The sequence below is a fragment of the Streptodolium elevatio genome (genome assembly GCF_040649515.1).
GTDB lineage: Bacteria > Actinomycetota > Actinomycetes > Streptomycetales > Streptomycetaceae > Yinghuangia > Yinghuangia elevatio.
Genome location: NZ_JBEZFP010000001.1, coordinates 183,123 through 207,873 on the forward strand (window position 1 = coordinate 183,123; position 24,751 = coordinate 207,873).

The window sequence follows — 24,751 nt, forward strand, 5'->3', positions numbered from 1 at the left end:
GATTCCGGGGCCTGGTCACCTGGTGTCCGAGCCTATCGCCTGGACCGGCCCCGAACGATCACCGCGCGTCCCGGAACTGCCACAGCCACGCCCCGGATTCGCGCCGCGCCGGACGCCCTCGCGATGTGCTTGTCATACCGCTCGCACGGGTTCGCACAGTTGTCGCACGGGTCCCGAGGACCTTCCCGAAGACGCCCGGTCCCGCGCCGCGCTCCCCCGTACTCCCCCGGCCCCCACTCCGGCGGCCCGCGTTCCGGCGGCCCGCACTCCCGCGCTCAGCCCGCCATCGGGCTGGTGGCGAGCCAGCCGCCCGGGGCCATGCCGAGGACCACGCCGTGGCAGCCCTGGGCGTACGCGCGCAGCGAGAGGTTGATGCCCGGCTCGCCGGTGCCGACCGGCGGATCCAGCTCGGTGAGCTCGTCGACCAGCTCGGCGAGATGCAAGTGTGCCTGGCTCCACGGCAGTTCCTGGGATCCCGCGGCACCGAGCGCGCGCAGGACGGCGTGGTGCGCACGCCCGAGTACGTCGTCGACCTCGTTGTTCCCGGTGAGCGGGCGCGGCAGCATCTCCAGCAACGCGCCCGCGTCGTCGAGCACATGGCGGATGTGGTCGGGGTCCCCGGCCGGCGCGAGGTCGTCGTCGCCGGGTGTGCGGCCGTCCACGACGGCCTGGAGCACGGCGGCGGCGGCCAGCGCGTACGCCGCGTTGCGCTCGAACGCGAGGCGGCGTATCCCGTTGTAGTGCGCGTACACCAGCGATTCGAGCTGCCACGCCACGGTGGTCCGGGGCTGGAAGGCGGCCCCGGACTCGTCCTGGCGGGCGCGTTCGTAGGCGACCCGGACCTTGCCGACCGACAGGTCGGCGGTCTCCAGGGCGAAGTCCATGTCGACGCAGAGCCGCGCGAGGCTTTCCAGCCCGCAGGAGACGGCCGGCGGCAGCTGTGAGCCGTCCCACCGATCGTCGGGCGCGGCACGGTCCGGTTCACGCGCGCCACGGTCCGCGAACTCCCCCGCGATACCGGCCTCGTACCCGTCCGGCTGACGCATAGCCGCCCTCCCCGAGCCGCCCGATGGCCTCACGCTACCCCCGTGCCCACCCCTCGCGGGAGTCATGCGGCGACTCCACGGAAGCGGAACACGACGCACCGTATCGGCCGCCCCGGACACCCGCCACGACGACCCGTCGGCGGGTCGCCGCGGGGGCCGGGCGGCGATCCGGCCGGGTCTCAGGCCGAACGGCGCACCTGGGTGACCGAGTGGCAGGTGTCGACGAGCGTGCGGACCAGGTCGGACACGTGCGGCAGCCACGGTGCCGGGGCACCCGGGACCGCCTCGCCGACGGGCGGCTCGATCCAGCGCAGCGGCCCGCCCGGTACCCGGGAGGGCGGCAGCGCCAGGTATCCGTCGTCGCCGTGGCAGCGCAGGGTGAAGGGCACGGCGCCGTAGCGGTCGAGGCCGTAGCGGTCGAGGAGGTCGGCGAGTTCGTCGAGCGCGTACGGCGCGACGAGGAACGCGTACCGGCCCGGCGCGGCCACGATGGGACCGGTGCGCACGCCGAGCATCCGCAGTTGGCCCATTGCTCTGATCCCGGCCTCCTCCGGCACGCTCAGTGCGGCGACCCGGCGACCCGTGGCCATCACGACGGGAGCGTCCGGGAACCGGCTCCACCACCACCGCACCATGCGCTCGTCAGTGGTCGCGGCGAGAATCGGCGGCCTGCCGGTGGTGCCCGGTGACCTGCCGCTGCCGTCCGGCGCGGCGGGTGGATCCGGATGCGCGCCCGGCAGCGGGCAGTCGTCACGGCCGCAGCTGCACGTGCAGGCCCACCGGTCGAGACCGGCCCCGGGGACCACGGGCCAGTTCCACTGCGCGCACGCCAGCGCGGCGGACAGCAGTGCGGAGCGTTCCCTACGTCGCTTTCCGAGGAGTTCGCGCAGCATGGCGCTCGTTCCCTTCCGTGAGCCTGCCGGAAACTGCCGGAAACTGCTGAACTACTGGGCATTGCGTGCGCTTGGCGCTGGTCTGCGGGCGCCCGGAGGTACTTGGCAGCGCACCACGGGCTCACCGGGTGGCGGGATATGGCGCGCCCTGGCGCGGATGGGCGGAGCACTCGCGCGGTGTCCACGGCGCGGGGCGACGGGCGCCCCCTGGCCCGCTCCGGGCCATCCGCCAAACCTCGAAGTCCATCGGCCTTGCGCGGCCGATACACCCGATCAGCTCTTCTCTTCTGCAATGACGATTCGTCACGCCGCAAGGTTCCGCAGGAGGTTGTGACAACCTCCACTTTCTTTGTACCCGTTTCGGGGTATCCGGGCACGCCGCCGCGCCGCGCCCGGCGCGAGCGGGGCACGCGACGGGGTGTGCTGGGTTCTACGATCCCTTGCCATGGCACTTCAGGCATCCGGAAGCGACGCATCCGACGAGGCGACCGGGATCCCGGGGCCCACGGCGGTGGTGATCCCGGCGCACGACGAGGAGCGCAGGATCGCCGCGACGGTCCGGGCGGCGCGCGTCGTGGACGGTGTGGACCTGGTCGTGGTGGTCGACGACGGCTCGCGCGACCGCACGGTGGCGGCCGCGGCGGCGGCCGGCGCGATCGTCGTGCGGCACGGCCGCAACCGGGGCAAGGCGGCGGCGATGGAGACGGGCGCGGCGGTGGTCGCGGCAATCGACGCACGCGAGGGCCGCGACAAGCCGGACACCGCGCATCTGCTGCTCTTCCTGGACGCCGACCTGGAGGAGAGCGCGGCGAACGCGGCGGTGCTCATCGACCCGGTGCGCGGCGGGGCGGCGGCGATGACCATCGCGGTGCTGCCGCCGCAGAAGCGGGCCGGCGGCGGGCACGGGTTCGTGGTGCGGGCGTCCCGCGAGGGCATCCGCAAGGCGAGCGGTTTCGCGGCGACGCAGCCGCTGTCCGGGCAGCGCTGCCTGACGCGCGAGGCCTTCGACGCGGCTCTCCCCCTCGCGGCCGGCTTCGGCGTCGAGACCGGGCTCACGATCGACCTGGTCCGCCAGGGGTTCGCGGTACGCGAGGTCGAGGTGGACCTGCACCACCGCGTGACGGGGAAGGACTGGGCCGCCCAGGTGCACCGGGCCAGGCAGTACGCGCACGTGGCGCGCGCGCTGGCCGAACGCGGGGCGGCGGGTGCCCTGCCGGGTGCGGTGCGCGGCAAGCCGTCCCCCGGCCCGTCGGGAGCGGCGGGAGCGGCGGGAGCTGGCTCGGACGCCGATTCGGGCGCGCAGGCGGGCCCGCACTCGGGGCGGACCGGGGCGGGAAGTTGACGGTCCGTCGGCTTGTCGATTCATCGGGCTGTTTCACGTGAAACATGAGTACGCAGGTCAGAGCCGGGCGTCACTCGTATGCCTCACGCTCGGCATCGCCCTCCTGCTCCTGACCGGCCTGCTCGGGACGAGTGCGGCCCAGCCGCCGCTGCCCGGCGGGCCCGGCTGGCTGCCGCCGTACAACCTGTCCTTCGACCCCTCCGCCGCACTGGTCACCGGGCTGCTGCTGGGGTCCGCGCTGCTGGGCGCGGCCGGCCTGGGCCTGGCGATGCTCGCGCTGCGCGCGGGGTGGTCGCCGGACCCGCGGCGGCTCACCGCGGCAGGCGCGGCAGCCGCGTTCGCGGCGGTGCTGGTGCCGCCGATGGGCTCGGCCGACCACCTGGTCTACGCGGCGTACGGGCGTCTCGCCGCCACCGGCGGCAACCCGTACCGCGACACCGCCCTCGACCTGGCCGCCGACGGAGACCCGGTGGGCCGCGCGGTGGAGGCACCTTGGCAGGACACCCCGTCGGTGTACGGCCCGGTGGCGACCGCCGAGCAGTGGTTCGCCGCCAAGCTGGGCGGCACGTCGCCGCACACGACGGTCCTCGTGCTGACCCTGATCGGCATGGCCGCCTTCGTCGCCACGGGCCTGCTGCTGCAACACGCGGTCACGGACGACGACCGCGCCCGGGCCCGGATCGCGCTGCTGTGGGGGCTCAACCCGCTTCTGCTCTTCGTCGGGGTCAACGCGGGCCATCTCGACGCGCTCGCGGTCGCCTTCGCCGCCGCCGCGCTCGTCGCGGTACGCCGTTCCCCCGCACTCGCGGGCGTGCTCGTCGGCGTCGCCTGCGCCGCGAAGATCACCCTCGGCCTGTACGTCCTCGCGCTCGCCTGGGCGCTGCGCGGCCGCCGCCGCGACCTCGGGGCCATGCTCGGCTCCGGACTCGCGGTCGGCGTGCTCGCCTATCTCCCGCTCGGCACCCAGGCGTTCGACCAGATGCGGGAGAACAGCAAGCTCGTCTCGCTGGCCATGCCGCTGCGCCTGACCGTCAAGCCGCTGGAGTCCGCGCTCGACGACGACACCGCCCGGACGCTGATCGGGCTGATCGGGTGGCTGTCGCTGGTGCTGGTGGCGTGGCTGCTGGCGCCGGTCGTGGCGCGGGCGGCGGGGCGTTCGCCGGTCGCCGACCCGGCGGTGCGGGACGCGGCGGGGGTGGCCGCGCTGCTGGCCGTCGCGTGGCTGCTGACCGCGCCGTACAGCCTGCCCTGGTACGACCTGGCCGCCTGGGCGCCGCTCGTGCTGCTGGGCGGGACGGCGGTCGACGGGCTGCTGCTGGCGCGTACGACGGTGCTCGTGTGCGCCTACGTGCCCGGCCGGGCGGTCCCGCTGCCGGACGGCGTCGAGTCGTTCGCCCGGACGCTGCGGGCGGACGTCGGGCCGTACGCCGGCATCGCCCTGCTACTCGGCGCCGTGTGGCTCGGCCTGCGCGCGCGCCGCGGCACCACCGCCACCGGCCCCGCCGCCGACGCTCCCAAGGCCTCCGTCACGCGTTCCTGAGGCGTCCTCCGCCTCCTCGGCGGCGACCGACGCCAGGACGGCCGCACCCAGCGGCACCGCGATCAGCAGGGCGATGGACGGGATCTGGATGCCCGAGTCGTTGACCGCGTAGCCGACGACCGCGGTCACCCAGCACGCGATGAGCACCGGGCGCAGCCACGGCACACGGGCGTACGCGGGCGGCAACGCGGTCGCGCGCAGCCTCGGCGGTGTGAGCACCGCGACGAGCAGGAGCGCCATCAGCACCGGGATCAGGAAGGCGACCACGTTGTCGAACGACCCGAGGTTGTCCATGATCTTGCGGCGCAGCACGGTGCCGGCCTCGCCGTCGACCACGTCCTGCACGAACCGGCCCAGGTGCGAACGGCTTTCGTCGGGGCGCATCCAGTCGAGCACCGCGATGACCCCGACCACGACCACGGCCGTGAGGGCGACCAGACCGGCCTTGGCCCATGAGATGCGGGTCCCGGTGAGCAGCAGGCCGAGCACCGCGAAGCCGGGGACGAGCGCGAGGACGCCGCCGAAGTCGCTGCCGAACGCGGGCCATCCGTCGACAACGATGGCGACCAGCGCGCACCCGCCGAGGACGATCAAGGCGGTACGCCGCCCGGATGCCGCGGGGTGGGCGGCGCGGTCCGTGCCGACGGACGCGGTGTCGGCGGTGTCGGCGTGCGCGTCGGCGTGCGCGGCAGTCGCGGTGTCGGTAGCAGCGGAAGTGGCAGTGTCAGTAGCAGTGTCGGCGGGGTCGACCGGCCCGGGCTGCTGTCCGGCCTTCGCGAGCAGGTGGCCCACCGGCCATGCCGCCGCCAGCAGCACGGCCATGCCGTACACCGACCACGCCACGTTGCCGAAGCCGTAGAAGCGGCCCGCCACCAGCGGGGAGAGCCCGAACAGGGTGTTCATCTGGAGGTGCGAGCCGGTGACCACGTCGCCTGCGAGGATCACGAAGGTCGCCGCCGCCACGAACCCGGCCGGGCCGTACGGGTGCCGCCGCCAGGGGCCGGCGAGCGCCAGAGCCGTGAGCACCGCCGCACCCGCGAGCGAGATCCCGATCGTCGCGGCCTCCGGGTTCCCGGTCTCGGTCCACGGGAACAGCCCGACCAGGAAGGTGGCGGCCGGGACGGAACCCGCCGCGATCGCCACCCCCTGGAGGCCCCGGTAGAGCCGGCGCCGCGTCGCCGCCGGGGCCCCGCGGCGGCGCATGCGCACCGCACCGGCGATGCCGCAGGCGAACAGCAGGATCGGCACGAGCGTCAGCCATGTGTAGAACTGGTAGACCTCGCGGACCGTACGTGCGGCCTGCGCCCCGACGTCCAGGCGGTCCAACTCGTCCGCGGCGGCCGCGCCCGTCGGACCGCCGGTCCGGGTGACCGCCGCGCCGACCAGCTTGTCGGGCTTCGCGACACCGAGGGGGGCGAGCAGGCTGGGGGCGATGTCGGTGAGCTGGGCCATGCCGTCGTAGCGCGTCGAGGTGGACGTCAGCAGGCCGGATCCGAAACGCCCGTCGGGGCCGGACGCGAGCAGGACGCGCAGATGCGGGGTGGTGCCGTCGTCCGCGATGCCGGCGACGACCAGTTCGGCGCGCGGCGGCAGTTCGGCGGCGATGCGTCCGACGGCGGCGTCGACGGCGCGCATCCGGTCGGCGCGGGCCGGCGTACCGGATCCGTCGGCGCCGGGTGCCGCGGCGGCCACCGCGCCGAGGTCCACGAGGGTGAGCGCGCAGCGGGTCATCGCCGCGCGGTCGAGCGCCGCGGGGTCGGCCAGGTAGCCGGCCGGGCTGCGGCCGTCGGCGTCGGCCGTGGCGACCGCCGCACCGGGGCCGACCGCGGTCACGCACAGCCCGGCACCGACCGCGGCATTTGCGACCGATCCGAACTGCGGGTCGTACGAGAACTTGTCGTTGTGGTCGGCGATGCGCGGCAGATCGGGCACCGTGAGGGTCCCGTCGGCGGCCGTGACCGGGACGGGCAGCGGGCCGCACGCGCCGTCCGTGCGCTTGGCGGTGGACCGGGCGCCGGAACCGGCGGTCAGCCAACCGTCGGTCGGGCAGGTGGTCTTCTCGACCGTGCGCACCGAGAGCGCGGCCGTCGACGAGCGTCCGGTGAGCGCCGCGAGGTTCGGGGTGCCCTCGGGGGTGATGTCGGACCACAGGAGGCCGGGTACGCCGACGAACACGACGTGGTCGGCGTTCGGCTCGGCGGCGGTCGCGGCAGGCGCGGACGCAGCGGCCGGGGCGGCCACCGCGGCGGTGCCGCCGCCCGCGAGAAGGGCGGCCAGCAGCAGAAACAGGACGGGCACCACACGGCGGCGTACCAGGGCACGCGGTTCCGAGCGACGAGATCCCCGGAGACGGGATACCGCGGGGAGACGGGACACCGCGAGGCGGAACGCCGGTCGGTCGGGCGTACGCGGGCCGGGCGCGCTGAAGAGGGGCCTGGCGGGGCGGGGCGTCACGTCGGGGCTCCTCGTACGGTCCGGTGCGGTGCGGGCACCAGGCTATGCGGAGCCGGGGGCGGCCACTGGGCAACCTGCGGCCGGGCGGGCGGGGCGGACTCGGGGCGGCCCGGGCAGCAGGGCTGGGCGGGGGCCGGGCGGGGCGGGGGGCCGGAAGGTGTCAGACCGGCAGCAGCGCGTCCTTGCGCCAGCGCAGGGACTTCTCGAAGCGGATCACGGCACCCTTGCGCGGGTGGTTGCGGAGCTGCACGCGGTCGCTCATCGCCTCGATGAGGAGCAGTCCGCGGCCGCTCTCGGCGCCCGGCGCGGCGACGTGGTGCAGCGGCGTGCCGAGGCGTTCGGGGCTGAAGCCCGGGCCGGCGTCGCTGACCTCGACGCGGCAGCGGTTGCCCACGATCCCGGCCCTGACCTCGAATTCCGCGTCGGGGTTGGTGCTCTTCGCGTGCTCGACGACGTTCGCGCACGCCTCGGAGAGGGCGAGACCGATTTCGGCGGCCACTCCGGGATCGACTCCGGCGGTCTCCATGGCACCCATCAGCAGGCGTCTCACCATGGGGACGCTCGCTGTCTCCCGGGGCAGGTGGACGGTCCACCGCATGTCCATGAACGGGCCTCCGCTCAGAGGTTCGCATTCAAGATCTCGGGTGATATCGGCCGACAGTCGCTGTTGTCCGCCGACGTCTGACGTCTCGGAATAGGAGACTCAGCGCATATACCCAAATCCCATTGAAAGTCAACAATTGAATTTTTCCCCGATTGCGGCCGCCCGTATCAGCCGGAACGGACTTTGACGGACCTTTGAGGGAGTTGCGAGGGAGCGTCCCGTGCCCGGCCGCCTCCGGCCGTCCGTGGCGAGGGCCGAATCCGGCCACCGCGCCCGAACGGGGACCTGCGTTCAGGGCGTTCCGGCGCGGTGAGACCATGGGGCGTCATGCTTGCCGTGTCCCGTCCCCTCCGCGCCGCGCGCGCCGCCGTTTTCGCCGCGGTGTGCGTCGTGCTGTCGGCGGCCGGACACGCCTTCATGACCAGCGAACCGCTGCCCGTGTGGACGGTGGCCGCCGGGTTCGCCGGGGTCTTCGCCGTCGCGTACGCCGCCGCCGGGCGCGAGCGCTCGTGGGCCGGGATCGCCGCCCTCCTCGCCGTCGGCCAGGTGGCGCTGCACACTCTCTTCAGCTTCGGCATGGCCGCCTCGGCGACCGCCATGAGCGGGCACGCGGGCGGCACCGCGCCGCTGAGCGTGCTGGACCGGCTGCTGTGCGGCGGCCGCGACGCGTCCGGGCACATCATCCTTCCGCCGGGCTGGTCGGCCCGCGACATCGTGGCCGCGGCCGGGCTCGACCCGGACGCGGCGGGCGCGCTGCCGACCTCGGTCCCGGCGGCCGACGCCGCGCACGGCGCCGGGCCGATGCTGTTCGACGGCGGCTTCGGCATGCTCGCGGCGCACCTTGCCGCCGCCCTGGCCGCCGCGTGGTGGCTAAGGCGCGGTGAGGCCGCGTTGTTCGGGGTCCTGCGCCGACTGCACGCGGTGGCGGTCGCGCCGCTGCGCGCGGTGCTGGCGCTGCTGTTCGGCACGGTGCCCGCGGGGTACGTGCCGTCGGCCGCGCGCCGGGTCGGGCGTACCGCCGCGAGGCCGCGTACCGCACACCTGCGCCACGACGTCGTACGCCGCGGGCCGCCCGCGTTCGCCACCGCCTGCTGAGCGCGCCGCCCCGGGCGGAACGCGCGGTTTCACCCGTTCGGCCGTAGCGGCCGCACGGCCTGGACCGGACGGCAGGCGGACTCCGTACCGCGCTTCCTGCCCCGCCCGCACCTCGCAGACCGAGGTCCGGGCCCCGGTCCCGCATGCCCCGGCCCGCTGTCACGGGCCGCGCGGGCGTGCGCCCATCCACGGAGTTACGACCATGCAGCCCACCACCATCCGCCGTCGCGCCGCCGTGCTCGCGGCCGTGTCGACCGCCGCCGTACTCGCGCTCGCCGCACCCGCGTCCGCGCACGTCTCGGTGCAGCCCACCCAGGCCGAGCAGGGCGGCTACGCGGGCGTCACGTTCCGCGTGCCGAACGAGAACGACAGCGCGGGCACCACCAAGCTGGAGATCAACCTCCCCGAGGACAAGCCGCTCACCTCGGTGCGCACCCGCCCCTTGGCCGGGTGGACCGCGACGGTCGAGAAGAAGCCGCTGGCCACCCCGATCACCTCGCACGGCAAGCAGATCACCGAGGCGGTCGCCAAGGTGACGTGGACCGCCAACCCGGGCGTGCGCATCAACCCGGGCCAGTACGAGGACTTCGAGGTGTCGATGGGCCAGCTGCCCACCGACACGGACAAGTTGGTCTTCAAGGCACTCCAGACCTACGACAACGGCGACGTCGTGCGCTGGATCGACGTGCCCGGCGCGGACGGCAAGGAGCCGGAGAAGCCCGCCCCGACGCTGAAGCTCGTGCCCAAGGGCGGCGCGGCGGCCCCGGCGGCGAGCCCCGCCGCCGACCAGGCCGGCGCCAAGTCCGGCGCCGGTGCGGCGGACCAGAACCTGACCGCCGCCGCGTCGTCCTCGGACGACAAGAGCAGTGACTCCACCGCCCGTGCGCTCGGCATCGCGGGCCTGGTCGTCGGCGCCCTCGGCGTGGCCGTGGGCGTCTTCGGCATCACCCGCGGCTCCCGGCGGACCGCGAACTAGTACCAGTTCCAGCACGACCGTCACGTGAACGGGAGAACCATGCGCAAGGCACTAGTGCGGACCGCGGCACTTGCGGCGGCGGGCCTGCTGCTCGCCACCGGCTGCTCCGACTCCGGCTCCGCGGAATCGCCGGCGGGCAACGGCGGCGCGGTGAAGATCGTTTCGTCCGGGCCGCCCTCCAAGTACCGGGGCACCGAACTGGGCAGAACGCTGGAGAAGCCCGTTCTCACGCTGACGGACACGTCGGGGCAGGCGTACGACTTCAAGGCGAAGACCGCCGGGAAGGTCACCCTGCTGTACTTCGGCTACACGCACTGCCCCGACGTGTGCCCCACCACCATGGGCGACATCGCCCTGGCACTGACCAAGATCTCGCCCGAGGACCGCGCCAACGTCAACGTGGTGTTCGTGACCACCGACCCGGAGCGCGACACCCCGGCCGAACTCGGCGAGTGGCTGCACGCGATCGACCCCTCGTTCGTCGGTCTGACCGGACCGTTCGACCAGATCACCGCGGCCGCGAAGAGCGTCGGCGTGAACATCGACCCGCCGCAGGTCGCCGCGGACGGCAAGGTCACCAGCACGCACGGGACGCAGGTGATCGCGTACTCGCCGGACAACGTCGCCCGGGTGATCTACCTGGCGAGCGTCGGCATGAACCCCGACGGCACCCCGGCCGGCAGCACCGCGGAGAGCTTCGCCCACGACCTGCCGATCCTGATCCGTCCGGAGGGCGGCACGTCATGAGGTACGCCGAACTCCGGCACCCCCGCCGGGCGGTGGCCCTGGTCGCGGGCGGCGTGCTCGCGGTCGGCGCGGGAGTCGGCCTGGTCGCGTGCGCGTCGGACGGCTCGGGGAAGTCCGACCGTCCGGCCGCCGAGTCGGCGGCCGGACCGCAGGTCAAGGTCGTCGACCCGTACATCCCGCAGCCGGTGAAGGGCGGCATGGCCGCGGGCTACCTGGTCCTGCAGAACGACGGCGGGACGGCCGACCGCCTCGTGTCGGTGACCACCGACATCGCACCGAGCGCGACGCTGCACCAGACCGTCGACAACCGCATGCAGCAGGTCGAGGCGATCGACATCCCGGCGCACGGCAAGGGCGTCCTGGGACGCGGCGGTGCGCACATCATGTTCGAGGAGACCACCCGACCCCTGAAGAAGGGCGACACCGTCGACGTGACGCTGACCTTCGAGAAGTCCGCGCCGATCACCGTGCGCGTGCCGGTCCTCGGTATCGCCGAACGGCCCGGCGACGCCGGTGCCGCCGGCGGTACGACCGGTTCCGCGGGTCAGCCGGGCGCCACGACCGAGGACCACACGGGCCATGGCGGTTGAGGTCAAGCGGGCCGACGTCACGGTGGCCGACGTCACGGTGGTCGGCGTCACGGAGGCCGACGCCGTCGCGGACGGGGTCCCGGCGCCGCCGACCACCGGCCGTCGGACGGCCCCGCGGCGCCGGCTGCTCACCTGGCTCCTCGCGCTGCCCGTGCTGCTGGCCGCCCTGGTGGTCGGCGGCGCGGGCCCCGCGTCGGCGCACGCGGAACTGGACTCCAGCAACCCCGCCGCCGAGTCGACGGTGCCGACCGCGCCCGCGACCGTGACGCTGCGCTTCACCGAAGGTGTGGAGACCGGGCTCGGCGGCGTCAAGGTCCTCGACCCGCAGGGCAAGCGGGTCGACACCGGTGACGCGGAACACGGCATCGGCGGGCCGTCGACGGTCACCGTGAAGCTGTCCCCGGGCCTGGCGCCGGGGACGTACACGGTCGCGTGGCGCGTGGTGTCGGAGGACTCGCACCCGATCGCGGGGGCGTTCACGTTCAACATCGTGCGCGCCTCGGCGTCGTCCGCGAACATCGGGTCGCAGGGCGCGGATTCGTCGGTGACGTTCGTCGACGGGTTGGCGCGCGGCCTCGCGTTCGCCTCGTACGCGCTGCTCGCGGGATCGGTGCTGTTCCTGGTCGCGCTGCGGCCCGCGGCGGTCGGCCGGTTCCGGGTGTGGATGCTGCTGTTCGCGTCGTGGGCGGGTCTGCTGGTGTCCACCCTCGCGGCCCTGATGTTGTACGGGCCCAAGGCGTCGGCGCTGCCCTTCTCCTCCGCGTTCGACCTCGACGTGCTGCGCGCGACGCTGGAGACGAAGCTCGGCCGTGCTCTCTCGGTCCGCATCCTCGTCCTGGGTGCCGCCGGGGCACTGCTCGGCTACCTGGTCGCGGTGCTCCCCGGCGCCGGCCGCCGCAGACGCCAAGTGCTGGGCGCCGCCTGGGTCCTGCTGTCCGCGGGCCTCGCGGCTACGTGGTCGCTGTCGGACCACGCGTCGGTAGGCATGCAAGCGCCGCTCGCGGTCACCGCCGACATCGTGCACCTCCTGGCGATGGGCACCTGGCTCGGCGGCCTGGCCGTCATGGTCCTCCTGCTGTTCGGCACGGAGCGCGACGAGGACGGCGAGCAACTCCCCGGTGCCCTCGACGTGCCGACTGTGGCGTGGTTCTCGAAGATCGCGATGATCTGCGTGTCCGTGCTGATCGTCACCGGCGTGTACGCGTCGTGGCGGCAGGTCGGCTCCTTCGACGCGCTGTTCTCCACGACGTTCGGCCTGCTGCTCATCCTCAAGGCGAACTTCGTCACGCTGATGATCGCGGCGGCGTGGACCGCCCGCCGCTGGCTCCAGGCCCGCCTGCGGGCGAGCGCCGGCGCGCGGGCGGGCGACCCCATGGGGCGCAAGCAGACGATCCGGCGCGCGGTGGCGGCGGAGGCGGCGCTCGCGATCGCGGTGATCGCGGTGACGACGGTGCTGGTGAACACCGAGCCCGCACGTACCGCGTACGCCCGCGAAGAGGCCGCCAAGCCGCGCATCGCCTCGGGCAGCACACCGTTCGACGCGGGCGGCTCGGCCGGCAAGGGCATCGTCGACGTGGCGATCGACCCGGCGAAGGCGGGGGTCAACACGATCGACGTATTCGTCCGCGATCCGCTGCGCAATCCGGTCGACCCGCCGGAGGTCACCGTCACCGTCGCGCTGCCGGACAAGCAGATCGACGCCATCGTCGTGCCGGTCGAGCACATCGCCCCCGGGCAGTGGCGTGCGCAGGGCGTGTCGCTGCCGCTGGCCGGCACCTGGCAGGTCTCGATCGCGGTACGCACGACCGACATCGACCGGGCCATCGTGACCGTTCCGTTGAAGGTGCGCTGAGCATGGCGAAGAAGAAGCAGGACGGGGAGAACGGCTCGGGCCTGTCCCGGCGGCGTTTGCTGGGCGCGGCCGGGGCGGCCGGGGCTGGCGGCCTGGTCGTGGGAGCCGCGGGCGGCGCCGTCGGCGCGTCCATGGCCTCCGACGACGGGGGTTCGGGCGCCCGGCTCACGTCGCTCGGCACGACGGCGGTGCCGTTCCACGGGACGCGCCAGCCGGGCATCACGACCCCCGCGCAGGCGCGTACCGTGCTCGTCGCGTACGACCTGGAGCCGGGCACCGACCGGGCCGGGACCGCCGCCCTGATGCGGCGGTGGTCGGACACCGCGGCCCGCCTCGGCAGGGGCGAACGCCCGGACGCCGACGGGCAGGTGGCGCTCGACGCGGGCCCTTCGTCGCTGACCGCCACCTTCGGGTTCGGCGGCTCGCTGTTCGACAAGCTGGGACTGGCCGACCGCCGCCCCGGCGCGCTGAAGGCGCTCCCGTCGTTCCCCGACGAGGAGTTGGACGCCACACGCAGCGACGGTGACATGCTGGTCCAGGTGTGCGGCGACGACGCCCTGGTGTGCTTCCACGCGGTACGCACCCTCCAGCGGCTCGCCCGGGGCGTCGCTCGGGTGCGGTGGCAGATGACCGGCTTCACCCGCTCCCCCGGCGCGACGCTGCGGCCGATGACGCACCGCAACCTGATGGGCCAGGTCGACGGCACCGGCAACCCGCAGACCGGGGACGCGGACTTCGACGCGAAGATCTTCATCGGGGACGAGGGCGCGGCCGGCGGCGCGGCGTGGGCGCGCGGCGGCTCGTACGTCGTGGTCCGCCGCATCCGCATGCTGCTCGACGCCTGGGACGACCTGGACGTCCCGGCCCAGGAGCACGTCATCGGCCGCCGCAAGGACACCGGCGCGCCGGTCACCGGCGGCGACGAACGCACCGAACCCGACTACGGCAGGCGCGGGCCCGACGGCCGCCTCGTCATCGCCGAGAACGCCCACATCCGGGTATCCGCCCCGGAGTTCAACCGCGACGCGACCATGCTCCGCCGCGGCTACTCCTACCACGACGGCTTCCGCCCGGACGGAACCCCGGACGCCGGCCTGCTGTTCATCGCCTGGCAGGCCGACCCCCGCCAGGGTTTCGTCCCGGTGCAGCAGAAACTCGCCCGAGGCGACGCCCTGTCGGCGTTCGTCCGGCACGAGACCAGCGGATTGTTCGTCGCCCCACCGGGCTGCCCGGAGGGCAGGTATGTGGGACAAGAGCTGCTGGAGGCGTGACGCAGTGGGCAATTGCCGGTAGCTGCCCGCTGGTTGCGGGTGGGCGCCGCCCACCGGCTATTCGCGCGGTGGCGGCGCCGCGCCCCACATGAGCTGCACTCGGTCGTACTGGCCGGTGATGATGGCGGCCTGGTTGTCGAGGCTGTCCGGGTGCTTGGGATTCCAATAACCGCTGTGGCCGCGGGCCCCGTCGGTGGTGAACCGGTTCGCGCCGAACTCGCGGTCGTCAGGGGTGACTCCGATGACCGGCGCTGTGTAGGCCATCCCACCGAGCACCGGTACGTGGTCACCCTCGGCGCGTGCGACCCACACGTGCTCGCGGCCCACCCCGAACTGCGCCGCGTCGTGGGCGTGCATGCCGGGGCTGCCGACGGCCACGATGTCGTCCGCCCCCAAGCCGTCCGGGCCACGCGCCGCCTCGCCGACGACGAGCGAGCCGTAACTGTGGCCGATCACCGTGACGTGGCCTCCCGCCGCGGGGTCGTGGGTCGCCCGTAGACCGCTCACGAACTTGCCGAGTTGAGGCGCCGCGTCTTTGGCCTGCTCGGGGTTGAGCGCGTGGGTGAGCGAGTCGGGGGTGTCGTAGCCGAGCCATGTGATGGTCGACGTGTCGCGGCCTCCGGCATCGCGGGCGGCCGTCCACAGGGCGCGTACGCGGTCGACCTCTTTGTGGGCGTCCTCGATGCCCACGCCCATGCCGGGGACGAACACGGCGGTGTTGCGGGCCCGGTCGGGATCACCGACCGCGACGACCGCCCTGCCGTCTCCCTTGGCGGAGAAGCCCAGCAAGTAGGAGACGGCCGTACCGGGACCGTCGGGGGCGAAGTCCAGGCGGGATCGCAGCGCCTCGATCGCGCCCAGACGGGCGGACAGTTCGTCGATCCGCACCGCGAACCGTACGCCGGAGCCTCGGGTTCCTCCGGTGACGCCCGCCAACTTCGCTTGTTCTGCGGCGAGTTCCTTGCGCAAGGCGTCCTCGGTGGCGCCGAGGACGACGCGGTTCGCCCGATCGCGTACGACGGCCGGCAGTCCGTCGAGGCCGCCGAGGATCTCGGGGCACGCCACCAGGAACCGCCGACGGTCGCTCTCCGGCAGGGCGTCCCACCACGCCCGTACGGCCTCGGGGCCGCCCTGCGGAATGCGGGACGCGTCGATGCCCGCCAGCATGGCGACCATGCGTCCGTCGGCGACGGCGTCCGCCCAGCGGTCCATCCCGTCGCGTACCGCGTCGGGCGCCAGGCGGCCGACCGCGTCACCGAGAAATGCGTCGGCCTCGGCGGCACGGGCGAGGACGTCGGTGATGGCGGCGGCCAACCGGGTCGCGCGCGCCTCCTCGGTGGCCTCGGCACCGGGCGGCGGGGTGACGCGGCCGTCGTCGGCCACCGCAAGTCCGTACCGCGAGGCGTCGGCGAGCAGCGCGACGAGCGAACTTTGCGCCGACCGCAGCTCGGTCGCCGCGGTCTCGACCAACGGCCCCACACCGCACGCCTCTTGGGCCGCGAGCCGCAGTTCGGTGTCCTGCCGGTCCAGGGACCGGTACCCCGCATCGGCGTCGGCTCCGGTCCAGCCCGAGGCGAGCAGCGGACCTGCGACGCCGGACGCGGTGCGTGCACCCGCGCCGTCGAGATCCACGGCGAGGGCGGTCCAGTCGCGGGCCGCCGCGTCGAGGGCGTTGAAGCCCGCGTCGCGGAGCTGGGCCAGCGTCACCACAGGATCACCACGGCGTCATCACCTACTCCGGTCTCTGGTCGGCGTGTTCGAGGCAGCGGTCGGTTCATCGCGGCACGGTCCAGGACGGGCCAGTACGCGACCGTCCGCACGCGACAGTCAGTACGCGACGGTCAGACCCGGCGGTCAGTACGCCGCGGTCAGTGCGTCGCCGTCAGCACGCCGCGGTCAGCGCACCGCTCCGTCGAACACCTCGGCGGCGGCGCGATCGGCACTCTCGTCGCTGTCGGCCGTCGCGGTAAGCACGGCGGCGGTATTCGCGAACGCCCCGCCTACCGCGGCGAGTCGGGCCCGCCACGCGTCGGCGACGGCGACGAGCGCGGCGCCGGTCGCGAACCCGGGGCATCCGGCGGACACCGCCTGTGCGCTGGACACGACGTCGTCGGCCAGCACGGGGAGTTCGGCGGCGAGGTGTTGTGCGCCCGCCGAGGCGGCACGCAGGGCTGCGGGGTCGGCGCGCATCATCGGCGACTCCGGGACGGTCGGTTCCGACGCGGCGGAACGGACGGGCCACCCGCAGTGCGTACGGGCGACGGGCGTGCTGCGAACGCCTGGTGCGAAGCTAGCCCGAGAACTCCGACGGAACGGTCGGTTGGCTGATCATTCACCGAAAAGAATGGCGAACTCCTGGTTTATCCACAGCCCTTCCCCGGCTTATCCCCAACAGTGACCCGGGTTTTCCACAGCCACACGCGGGGATCCACAAGCGCACTGCCGGAATTCGCCTAGCTTGTCGGGCTGTTCGTCTGCGGCCGCATGACGAGCCCGCGGGCGACGCACTCGAGGACGGCCGCCACGGCGACGGCCTCGGTCGCCAACAGCGCGACGAGGACGAAGAGTTGCACCGCACCCGCGTCCACCGGGGACGCACCGCCCAACAGCATCCCGACGAACGCCCCGGGCAGCGTCACGAGGCCGACGGTGCGGGTCTGGTCGAGAGCGGGGATCAGCGCACCGGAGGCCGCCGGGCGGCAGATCTCCAGGCGGGCGTCCCGATCGGAGAACCCCAGCGACAGCGCCGCCTCCACCTCGCCGCGCCGGGTCTCCAGTTCTTCGAGCGAGCGGCGGCCCGCCAGCACGGTCGCGGTGAGCGCGCCACCGAGCTGGCTGCCGGCGATCGGGATCACCACGAGGCCGTCGAAGGGGATCAGCCCGGTGGCCGCCAGCAGCCCGAGCACCGGAAGCGTGGCGGCGAGCAGGGTCAGGGCCACCCAGACGTCGACGCGGGTGCCGGTGACGCGGCCGGACGCGGTGACGGCCGCCACCGCGTACATGAGCGCGACGAAGAGCAGGGTCGCCCACCAGCGGTCGACGACGTGGGTGATGACCGCGGAGACGACAAGCAGTTGCAGCGCGGCGCGTACGCCGGCCACGAGGATGCCGCGCCCGTGTCCGAGGTGGGCCAGGGCCGCGACCAGCACCGCGGCGAGCAGCAGGCCTGCGACCACCCCGCCGAGCGCGGGCGTCACCGGCAGCAGTGACGCCGCGACGATCATGGGCTCGCTCATAGGAGGACGGTAGGCCGCGGTCGAGGGATCCCCGCGGAGCACACCGCGGCAGGCGGGGCGCGGGTGGGCTGCCATGCGGACGGGTGGGCTGCCATGCGGACGGGTGGGCTCCGGAAGCGGGCTACAGTGGCCGACATGTCTCCCAGTGCCTCGGCCGGTGCCCCCCGTTGGACCTATCTCGGACCCGAGGGGACCTTTACCGAGGCTGCGCTGCGTACCCTGCCCGGGGCCGGCGAGGCCGTGTCGATTCCGATGGCCTCGGTGCCGGCCGCGCTCGACGCGGTGCGCCGCGGTGAGGCGGACGGAGCCGTCGTCCCCCTGGAGAACTCGGTCGAGGGCTCGGTCTCCATCACCCTCGACGAGCTGGCGACCGGCGAACCGCTGCTCATCGAGCGCGAGATCCTGCTGCCGATCTCGTTCGCGCTGCTGGTGCGCCCCGGCACGGCGTTCGAGGACATCAAGACGGTCTCCAGCCACTCCCACGCGCAGCCGCAGGTGCGCCGCTGGCTGGCCGCGAACCTGCCGGACGCGCACTGGTCCTCCGCCGCGTCCAACGCCGATGCCGCGCGCCTGGTCCAGGAGGGGCGGTACGACGCCGCGCTCGCGGGCGAGTTCGCCGCCGCGCGGTACGGCCTGGTGCCCCTGGTCACCGACATCCACGACGTCGAGGGCGCGGTGACCCGGTTCGTGCAGGTGCGGCGCCCCGGATCGGTCGTCGCGCCGACCGGCGCCGACCGTACGTCCGTCGTCGCGTTCATCGTCGACGACCACGCGGGCGCGCTGCTGGAGATCCTCCAGGAGTTCGCAGTACGCGGCGTCAACCTCGACCACATCCAGTCCCGGCCCACCGGCGACGGACTCGGCCACTACTTCTTCGCGATCGAGGCCGAGGGGCACATCGCGGACGCCCGGGTCGGCGAGGCCCTCATGGGGCTGCGCCGGGTGTGTGCCGCGGTGCGGTTCCTGGGCTCCTACCCCCGGGCCGACGGCGTGCGCCCGCAGGTGCGGCGCGGTACCTCGGACCCGGAGTTCGCGGACGCCGCCGACTGGCTCGACCGCTGCCGCCGCGGCGACGGCTGACGGCTGACGGCTGACGGCTGACGGCTGACGGCTGACGGCTGCCGGCGAGACCTTAAGCCGCGACACCCGACGCTGCTACTCCCCCCGGGCCGGGCCGCGTCGCGCGGCGGTACGCGACCGCCGCCCGCTATGCCGGGAAGTCGAAGCGGTACCCCTGGGCGACCAGCCACGGCAGGAGCTTCGTCAGCGCCGCGACGGTCTGCTCGCGGTCACCGCCCGCGTCGTGCATGAGCACCACGCCGCCGGGCCGCAGTTCGCGCTTGACCGTCGCGAGGATCCGGTCGGCGCCGCCGCGCTCCCAATCGCGGCTGTCGACCGACCAGTCCAGCGGCTTCATGCCGAAGGACGCCGCCGTGCCGCGGACCGCCGCGGTCCAACTGCCGCCCGGGGAACGGAACCACGGGATGCGCACGCCGGGCACGGCCTTGAGGATCGCGTCCCGCGCCATCGTGATCTGCGACCTCAGCTTCGCCTGGGGCAGCCGGGCGATGCGCTCGTCGTGGGTCTCGGAGTGGTCGCAGAGCTGATGGCCCTTGGCGACGATCGTGCGCAGGAGGTCCGGGTGTTCGCGGGCCTGCTCGCCGACGACGCAGAACGTCGCCTTGGCGTCGTAGCGGTCGAGGAGGGCCAGCACCTGCGGCGTCCACTCGCTGCTGGGCCCGTCGTCGAACGTGAGCGCCACCGTGCGGCCGGACGACGCGGTGCCGCGTACCAGGGTGTCGGCGACGGGCGTCGGCACGGTGTTGAAGGCCGGCGGCAAGGCGGGCTCGGCAGCCGGGGCAGCCGGGGGCGCGGCCCGGCCGAGCCGTGGGTCCGGGGCTGCCCGCGGAGCTCCGGCCGACCGGTCGGCGGCCGACGACGGCGCACCGTCGGCGCCCGTACGGTCCTGGCCCCCGCCCGCTGCGTCGGCCTGCGCGTCGGGCCGCCCGCTCCGCGCGCCCCCGGGCGTCCCTCCGTCCGTCGCACACCCGGTCGCGGCCAGGACGAGGAGCGCGAGCAAGGCCACGGCACGATGTACGCGGGATCCCCGGGCAGTTCGGGCCCGGGCGGCACGAGCCGCACGAGCGGCACGAGCCGCACGAGCGGCACGGGCCCTACGACCCGCAACGGCAACCTCGGCGGGTGGGACGGCCTGGGCGGCATGCGGCACGGATCCTCCTCGTGGCAGGCGGTCGGCCGGTGCCCGGCCGCGGACCGGCCGGTCCACCGTGCCACGCCACAAGGGTGATTTGTCCGATTTTCAGGTCTTTTGATGATCGTGTCGCGCGTCCGACACCCCGTCGGCCCCACCGTCCGGACGGTCCGGGGCCACGATCTCGACGACGTCGTCCGCCACCGGGAACGGCTCCGCACGGGCCTCCGGGCGCACCGCGACCCGGCCCTCGGGCACCCGTACGACGAGCGCCCCGGGGCGTACCCGCACCGCGAGACGCGTGCCGGGCCCGATCGGGTCGCCGTCCAACTCGCGCGGCTCGGGCCGGGCCGTCGTGACCTCCACCGAACGGCCGGTGAAATGCTCGATAGGCCGCCACCGCCGCTGCCGCGGCGGCACTTCCGGCACGTCGCGCCGGCGGCGCCCTATGACGCGTACGGTCGCGTGCGCCCAGCCGGTCATGCCGTACGGCGCGAACACCACGACGTCCAGCAGCCCGTCGTCGGGCTCCGCACCGGGCAGCAGCTGCATCCCCGCCTGCAAGGCCCCCACGTTGCCGACCAGCACCATCCGGGCCCGGCGCTTGATCGGCTCGCCGTCGTCGATCCGCAGCGTCACCCGCATGCGCGCGTCCCGCAGGTGGCGCCCCGCCGACACCGCGTACGCCGGCCAGCCGACCTTCTTCTTCAGCGCGTCGGGCGCGTCCGCGACCATCGCCGCGTCCAGCCCGATCCCGGCCATCGCGGTGAAGTACCGCCGCTCGCCGTCCGGCTCGTCCGGCTCGATGCCGCCCAGGTCGATGTGCCGGTCGTGCCCGTGCACCGCCACGTGCACCGCGTCCGTCAGGTCGATCGGCAGGCCCAGGTTGCGGGCCAGCAGGTTGCCGGTGCCCGACGGCACGACGGCCAGCGGCACCCCCGTCCCCGCCAGCGCGCCCGCACACTCGCGCACCGTCCCGTCGCCGCCCGCGACCACCACCAGGTCGACGCCCTCCGCCAGGGCCGCGCGCGTGGCCCCGCCGCCCGGGTCCTCGATCGTCGTCTCCAGCCACAGCGGCGGCGCCCACCCGGCCTCGGCCATGATCCGGTCGATGCGAACCCGGTCGTCCGCGGAGTCCAGCTTGATGGGGTTCACCACGAGTGCGGCCCGCGGCACGTGGCCGTTCTCGCCGGTGTGCCGCAGATGGCCGCCTGCGCCGCCCCACACCGCGCGCGGCGACAGCACCGCCGCGTTCATGATCACCAGCACCGCCGCGGCACTCGCGAACGCCGCGACGACGTCGCTCAAATGGCTGTCACCCCGATACACGCGGGACAACCCGACCGCGAGGGGGACCAGCAGGCACAGGACACGCCAGACCCAGACCCGGACCTTGCCCTGGAGGCGGTGGGACAGCAGGACGGCGATGCCGCCGTACAGCGCGAGGGCGGCACCCGTGTGCCCGGAGAAGTAGGACCCGTCGCCCGGCACGTCGTCGAGGCGCTCGACGTCGGGCCGGTCCCGGTCGACGAAGGCGACGGTCAGGCCGTACACCGCCGTCTGCGCGAGGACGGTGCCCAGCAGGAACAGCGGGGCCCGCCACGACCGGTAGACCGCGTACGCGATCGCCGCGGCGACCAGCGCGACCCCGATGACCGCGGGCGCCGACGAGGCGACCGACAGGACGCGCGAGACCGCGTCCCACAGGTCCGAGCGGTGGTCCTCCAGGGTCCGCACGAGGTCTTCCTCGCGCGAAACCGGCCACACCCCGTCGAGCGCGCGAGTCACCAGGAGGCCGAGGCCGACCACCACCAAGGCCGTCGCCACCAGGGGCAGGGCGATCCGCCGCAGGAACCGTCCTGCTTCCGTGAGCATGGTCGCAATTCTTACCCAGGCTCGCGGCCGTCCGGACGGCCCACGTCGATCCCCGTGTCCGCGTCGGACGTGATCTCCGCCTCCACCTCCGGGTCCTCGGGCACCGCACCGGCCGATTCCAGGGGGTCCCACAGCGCCGTGACCAGCACCCAGAACACCGCGAGCACGACGACACCGAGCGCCCAACCGGCGACCACGTCGCTCAGGTAGTGCACCCCGAGCGCGATCCTGGTGAAGCCCACACCCAGCACCGACACCACCGCAACGACCACCGCGACGGGCCGCACCCGGCGCGGCAGCAGCGGCCACAGGCCGATCAGCAGCACGCCACAGCCGAGCACGCCGTTGAGCGCGTGCCCCGAGGGGAACGACCATCCGTGCGCCGTCGCGATCGGATCGGCGAAGGTGGGCCGGTCCCGCGCGACGGCCAGCTTGCACAGGCCGCCGGCCGCGCCCCCGATGACCATGACGGTGACCACCCACACCGAGGTACGCCTCCTGCGCGCCGCCCACAACCCGGCCGCGAGACCTGCCGCCAGGATCCGGAACGCGTTCGGGTCCCACACCCAGTCGGTGAGGAACCGCGTCACGTCGACGACCGTCGGCCGCGCCTCCATCCAGCTGTGCAGATCGCGCGCGACCTGGGAGTCGACCCGGAAGAGGGCGTCCCAGCCGAGCGCCACGAGCAGGGCCAACGCGACGAAGACGGCGGCGGACACGATCGCGGGCACCGCGTACCGCGCGGGGAGCCACCACACGTGGTCGGCGTCGTCCGCGGTCGTGTCGGCCGGGCTCGGAGAAAGGCTGCGCACCCCCCTTTGATACCCGCTTGTTCGCGTCCCGGTGCGGAAAAGGCGTGGCCGTCGGCCATCCGGCGCCCGGTACGCTAATCCCCGTGATCGACCTGCGACTGCTCCGTGAGGACCCCGACCGCGTCCGCGCCTCGCAGCGTGCCCGCGGTGAGGACGAGACCATCGTCGACAAGCTGCTGGCGGCCGACGAGCGCCGCCGCGCGTCGGCGACCGCGTTCGACCGCCTCCGCTCCGAGCAGAAGAGCGTCGGCAAGCAGGTCCCCAAGGCGCAGGGCGACGAGCGCGCCACCCTGCTGGAGCGCGCGCAGGCCCTGTCGGCCGAGGTCAAGGCCGCGGACGCGGAGCAGGACGAGGCCGCCGCCGAGGCGCAGCGCCTGCTCCTGGAGCTCTCCAACGTGGTCGAGGACGGCGTGCCGCCCGGCGGCGAGGACGACTTCGTCACGCTGGAGGAGGTCGGCACCCCGCGCGACTTCGCGGCCGAGGGCTTCGAGCCCCGCGACCACGTCGAGCTGGGCAAGCTGCTCGCCGCGATCGACGTCGAGCGGGCCGCCAAGGTCTCCGGCGCCCGGTTCTACTACCTGACCGGCATCGGCGCGATGCTGGAACTGGCTCTGGTCAACATGGCGATGGCCCAGGCGAACGCCGCCGGGTTCACGCCGATGATCACCCCTGCCCTGGTGCGTCCCAAGGCGATGGAGGGCACCGGCTTCCTCGGCCAGGCCGCGGAGAACGTCTTCCATCTGGAGAAGGACGACTACTACCTGGTCGGCACCGCCGAGGTCCCGCTCGGCGCGTACCACATGGACGAGATCATCGACGCCCGGCAACTGCCGCTGCGCTACGCCGGGTTCTCGCCGTGCTTCCGCCGCGAGGCCGGGACCTACGGCAAGGACACGCGCGGCATCATCCGCGTGCACCAGTTCGACAAGGTCGAGATGTTCGTCTTCACCACGCCCGAGGAGGCCGCCGCCGAGCACAAGCGCCTCCTCGACTGGGAGAAGGAGTTCCTGACCGCGCTCGAACTGCCGTTCCGGGTCATCGACACGGCCGCGGGCGACCTCGGGTCGTCGGCCGCCCGCAAGTTCGACTGCGAGGCGTGGATCCCGACGCAGGGCAAGTACCGCGAGGTCACCTCGACCTCGAACTGCACCGAGTTCCAGGCCCGCCGCCTGTCCGTGCGCATGCGCGGCGAGGACGGCACGCGGCCGCTTGCGACGCTCAACGGCACGCTGTGCGCGGTCCCGCGCACGATCGTGGCGATCCTGGAGAACCACCAGCAGGCCGACGGCTCCGTGCGAGTACCCGCGGCGCTGCGCCCGTTCCTGGGCGGCCGCGAAGTCCTGGAGCCGGTGGGCGCCGCGTGACGGCCGGCCCCTTCGGGCTGGTCGCGACCGACCTCGACGGCACTCTCGTACGTGACGACCACACCATCTCCGGTCGTACGCGCGCGGCGCTCGACGCCGTGCGCGCGGCCGGCGCACACCACGTGATCGTCACCGGCCGCGCCGTCTCGTGGTCGCGCCCTGTCTTCGAACACCTCGGCTACCAGGGCCTGGCGGTGTGCTCGCAGGGCGCGCAGGTCTACCACGCGGGCGAGGACCGGCTGCTGACCTCGGTCACACTCGACCGCGGCGTGGCCCGCTTGGCCGTCGAGAAGCTGGTGGCCAACCTGGGCCCGGTCGCGCTCGCGGTGAGCCGGGCGGGACTGGACGGCGAGGTGGTGGTCGAGCCGGCGTACGCGTACCGGCTCAGACTGCCCGTGCGCACGGTCGCCGACCGCGCCGAGTTGTGGGCAGAGCCGATCCTGAAGGCGTACGTCCAGCTCCCCGGCCTCGACGACGACGAACTGGCCGCCCGCGCCCGGGAGATCTGCGACGGCCTCGTCGACATCACGCACGCGGGCCCCGGGATAGTGGAACTGCTGCCGCCCGGCCTGGCCAAGTCGATCGGGCTGTCCCTGGTGGCGCGCCGCCTCGGCGTGCGGGCCGCCGGAACGATCGCGTTCGGCGACATGCCCAACGACCTGTCGCTGCTGCGGTGGGCCGGGCACGGCGTCGCGATGGCCAACGCGCACCCCTCGCTCAAGGCGATCGCCGACGAGGTGACCGCCTCGAACGATGAGGACGGTGTGGCGGTCGTTCTGGAGCGCCTGTTCCCGACAGGCTGACCGGCTTCCCCGGCGCCCGGCCCGACCGCGCGCGACGCG

21 protein-coding genes are annotated in these 24,751 nt (G+C 73.9%); 11 read left to right on the forward strand and 10 right to left on the reverse strand.

The genetic code is table 11. The features are described from left to right. Positions 1-275: 275 nt before the first annotated feature. Both AB0C36_RS00875 and AB0C36_RS00880 read right to left on the reverse strand, forming a co-directional pair. On the reverse strand, positions 276-1,046 hold the full coding sequence (locus AB0C36_RS00875) for a hypothetical protein (RefSeq protein WP_358347193.1): 771 nt from the start codon (positions 1,044-1,046) through the stop codon (positions 276-278). Positions 1,047-1,225: 179 nt separating this feature from the next. Continuing rightward, complete coding sequence (locus AB0C36_RS00880) at positions 1,226-1,939, reverse strand: bifunctional DNA primase/polymerase (protein ID WP_358347196.1); 714 nt, start codon at positions 1,937-1,939, stop codon at positions 1,226-1,228. A 445-nt stretch (positions 1,940-2,384) separates the two neighbouring features. Here AB0C36_RS00880 and AB0C36_RS00885 point away from each other — a divergent pair, with 445 nt between their 5' ends. Both AB0C36_RS00885 and AB0C36_RS00890 read left to right on the forward strand, forming a co-directional pair. Continuing rightward, complete coding sequence (locus tag AB0C36_RS00885; RefSeq protein ID WP_358347199.1) at positions 2,385-3,281, forward strand: glycosyltransferase family 2 protein; 897 nt, start codon at positions 2,385-2,387, stop codon at positions 3,279-3,281. 37 nt (positions 3,282-3,318) lie between these two features. After that, entirely contained in the window at positions 3,319-4,821 is a 1,503-nt protein-coding gene (locus AB0C36_RS00890; RefSeq protein WP_358347202.1) for an MptA/MptB family glycosyltransferase, read from the forward strand. On the opposite strand, the gene AB0C36_RS00895 is transcribed toward AB0C36_RS00890, so the two are convergent. Together AB0C36_RS00895 and AB0C36_RS00900 are read right to left on the reverse strand one after the other, a co-directional pair. Further along, on the reverse strand, positions 4,723-7,119 hold the full coding sequence (locus AB0C36_RS00895) for a hypothetical protein (protein ID WP_358347205.1): 2,397 nt from the start codon (positions 7,117-7,119) through the stop codon (positions 4,723-4,725). The two genes, AB0C36_RS00890 and AB0C36_RS00895, sit on opposite strands and share 99 nt — an antisense overlap. Before the next feature lie 316 nt (positions 7,120-7,435). After that, a complete protein-coding gene (locus AB0C36_RS00900; RefSeq protein ID WP_358347207.1) occupies positions 7,436-7,879 on the reverse strand; it encodes an ATP-binding protein in 444 nt (147 codons plus the stop codon). A 327-nt stretch (positions 7,880-8,206) separates the two neighbouring features. Here AB0C36_RS00900 and AB0C36_RS00905 point away from each other — a divergent pair, with 327 nt between their 5' ends. From AB0C36_RS00905 to efeB, 6 genes are all read left to right on the forward strand, one after another. Next, positions 8,207-8,974, forward strand: coding sequence for a hypothetical protein (locus AB0C36_RS00905; protein ID WP_435838952.1), 768 nt, complete (start codon positions 8,207-8,209; stop codon positions 8,972-8,974). Positions 8,975-9,176: 202 nt separating this feature from the next. After that, positions 9,177-9,950, forward strand: a complete 774-nt coding sequence (locus tag AB0C36_RS00910; protein ID WP_358347212.1) for a YcnI family copper-binding membrane protein — start codon at positions 9,177-9,179, stop codon at positions 9,948-9,950. A 39-nt stretch (positions 9,951-9,989) separates the two neighbouring features. Further along, a complete protein-coding gene (locus AB0C36_RS00915; protein ID WP_358347214.1) occupies positions 9,990-10,697 on the forward strand; it encodes an SCO family protein in 708 nt (235 codons plus the stop codon). Continuing rightward, positions 10,694-11,287: a copper chaperone PCu(A)C gene (locus AB0C36_RS00920; RefSeq protein ID WP_358347216.1), complete on the forward strand. Its 594-nt coding sequence runs from the start codon at positions 10,694-10,696 to the stop codon at positions 11,285-11,287. The genes AB0C36_RS00915 and AB0C36_RS00920 overlap by 4 nt, the downstream gene beginning before the upstream one ends. Then, complete coding sequence (locus AB0C36_RS00925; RefSeq protein ID WP_358347219.1) at positions 11,277-13,139, forward strand: copper resistance protein CopC; 1,863 nt, start codon at positions 11,277-11,279, stop codon at positions 13,137-13,139. The genes AB0C36_RS00920 and AB0C36_RS00925 overlap by 11 nt, the downstream gene beginning before the upstream one ends. 2 nt (positions 13,140-13,141) lie before the next feature. After that, the gene (gene efeB, locus AB0C36_RS00930; protein WP_358347222.1) at positions 13,142-14,410 is read left to right on the forward strand and encodes an iron uptake transporter deferrochelatase/peroxidase subunit; all 1,269 of its coding nucleotides are present in this window, start codon (positions 13,142-13,144) and stop codon (positions 14,408-14,410) included. A gap of 57 nt (positions 14,411-14,467) precedes the next feature. Here efeB and AB0C36_RS00935 read toward each other — a convergent pair whose 3' ends face one another. The 3 genes from AB0C36_RS00935 to AB0C36_RS00945 form a co-directional block, all read right to left on the reverse strand. Further along, complete coding sequence (locus AB0C36_RS00935; RefSeq protein WP_358347225.1) at positions 14,468-16,117, reverse strand: alpha/beta hydrolase; 1,650 nt, start codon at positions 16,115-16,117, stop codon at positions 14,468-14,470. A 189-nt stretch (positions 16,118-16,306) separates the two neighbouring features. Next, positions 16,307-16,603: a hypothetical protein gene (locus tag AB0C36_RS00940; RefSeq protein WP_358347227.1), complete on the reverse strand. Its 297-nt coding sequence runs from the start codon at positions 16,601-16,603 to the stop codon at positions 16,307-16,309. Between the two features lie 260 nt (positions 16,604-16,863). Continuing rightward, entirely contained in the window at positions 16,864-17,646 is a 783-nt protein-coding gene (locus AB0C36_RS00945) for an ABC transporter permease (RefSeq protein ID WP_358347230.1), read from the reverse strand. 135 nt (positions 17,647-17,781) lie between these two features. On the opposite strand from AB0C36_RS00945, the gene pheA reads away from it, so the two are divergent. Then, the gene (gene pheA, locus AB0C36_RS00950) at positions 17,782-18,726 is read left to right on the forward strand and encodes a prephenate dehydratase (protein WP_358347233.1); all 945 of its coding nucleotides are present in this window, start codon (positions 17,782-17,784) and stop codon (positions 18,724-18,726) included. 127 nt (positions 18,727-18,853) lie between these two features. On the opposite strand, the gene AB0C36_RS00955 is transcribed toward pheA, so the two are convergent. From AB0C36_RS00955 to AB0C36_RS00965, 3 genes are all read right to left on the reverse strand, one after another. Continuing rightward, complete coding sequence (locus tag AB0C36_RS00955; protein ID WP_358347236.1) at positions 18,854-19,732, reverse strand: polysaccharide deacetylase family protein; 879 nt, start codon at positions 19,730-19,732, stop codon at positions 18,854-18,856. A gap of 234 nt (positions 19,733-19,966) precedes the next feature. Beyond that, a complete protein-coding gene (locus AB0C36_RS00960) occupies positions 19,967-21,733 on the reverse strand; it encodes a bifunctional phosphatase PAP2/diacylglycerol kinase family protein (RefSeq protein ID WP_358347239.1) in 1,767 nt (588 codons plus the stop codon). 11 nt (positions 21,734-21,744) lie between these two features. Then, on the reverse strand, positions 21,745-22,545 hold the full coding sequence (locus AB0C36_RS00965) for a phosphatase PAP2 family protein (protein WP_358347242.1): 801 nt from the start codon (positions 22,543-22,545) through the stop codon (positions 21,745-21,747). A gap of 83 nt (positions 22,546-22,628) precedes the next feature. Between AB0C36_RS00965 and serS the strand changes: the two genes are divergently transcribed. Together serS and AB0C36_RS00975 are read left to right on the forward strand one after the other, a co-directional pair. Further along, positions 22,629-23,909, forward strand: a complete 1,281-nt coding sequence (gene serS / locus AB0C36_RS00970; protein ID WP_358347245.1) for a serine--tRNA ligase — start codon at positions 22,629-22,631, stop codon at positions 23,907-23,909. Further along, a complete protein-coding gene (locus AB0C36_RS00975; RefSeq protein WP_358347248.1) occupies positions 23,906-24,712 on the forward strand; it encodes an HAD family hydrolase in 807 nt (268 codons plus the stop codon). The genes serS and AB0C36_RS00975 overlap by 4 nt, the downstream gene beginning before the upstream one ends. Positions 24,713-24,751 lie beyond the last annotated feature (39 nt).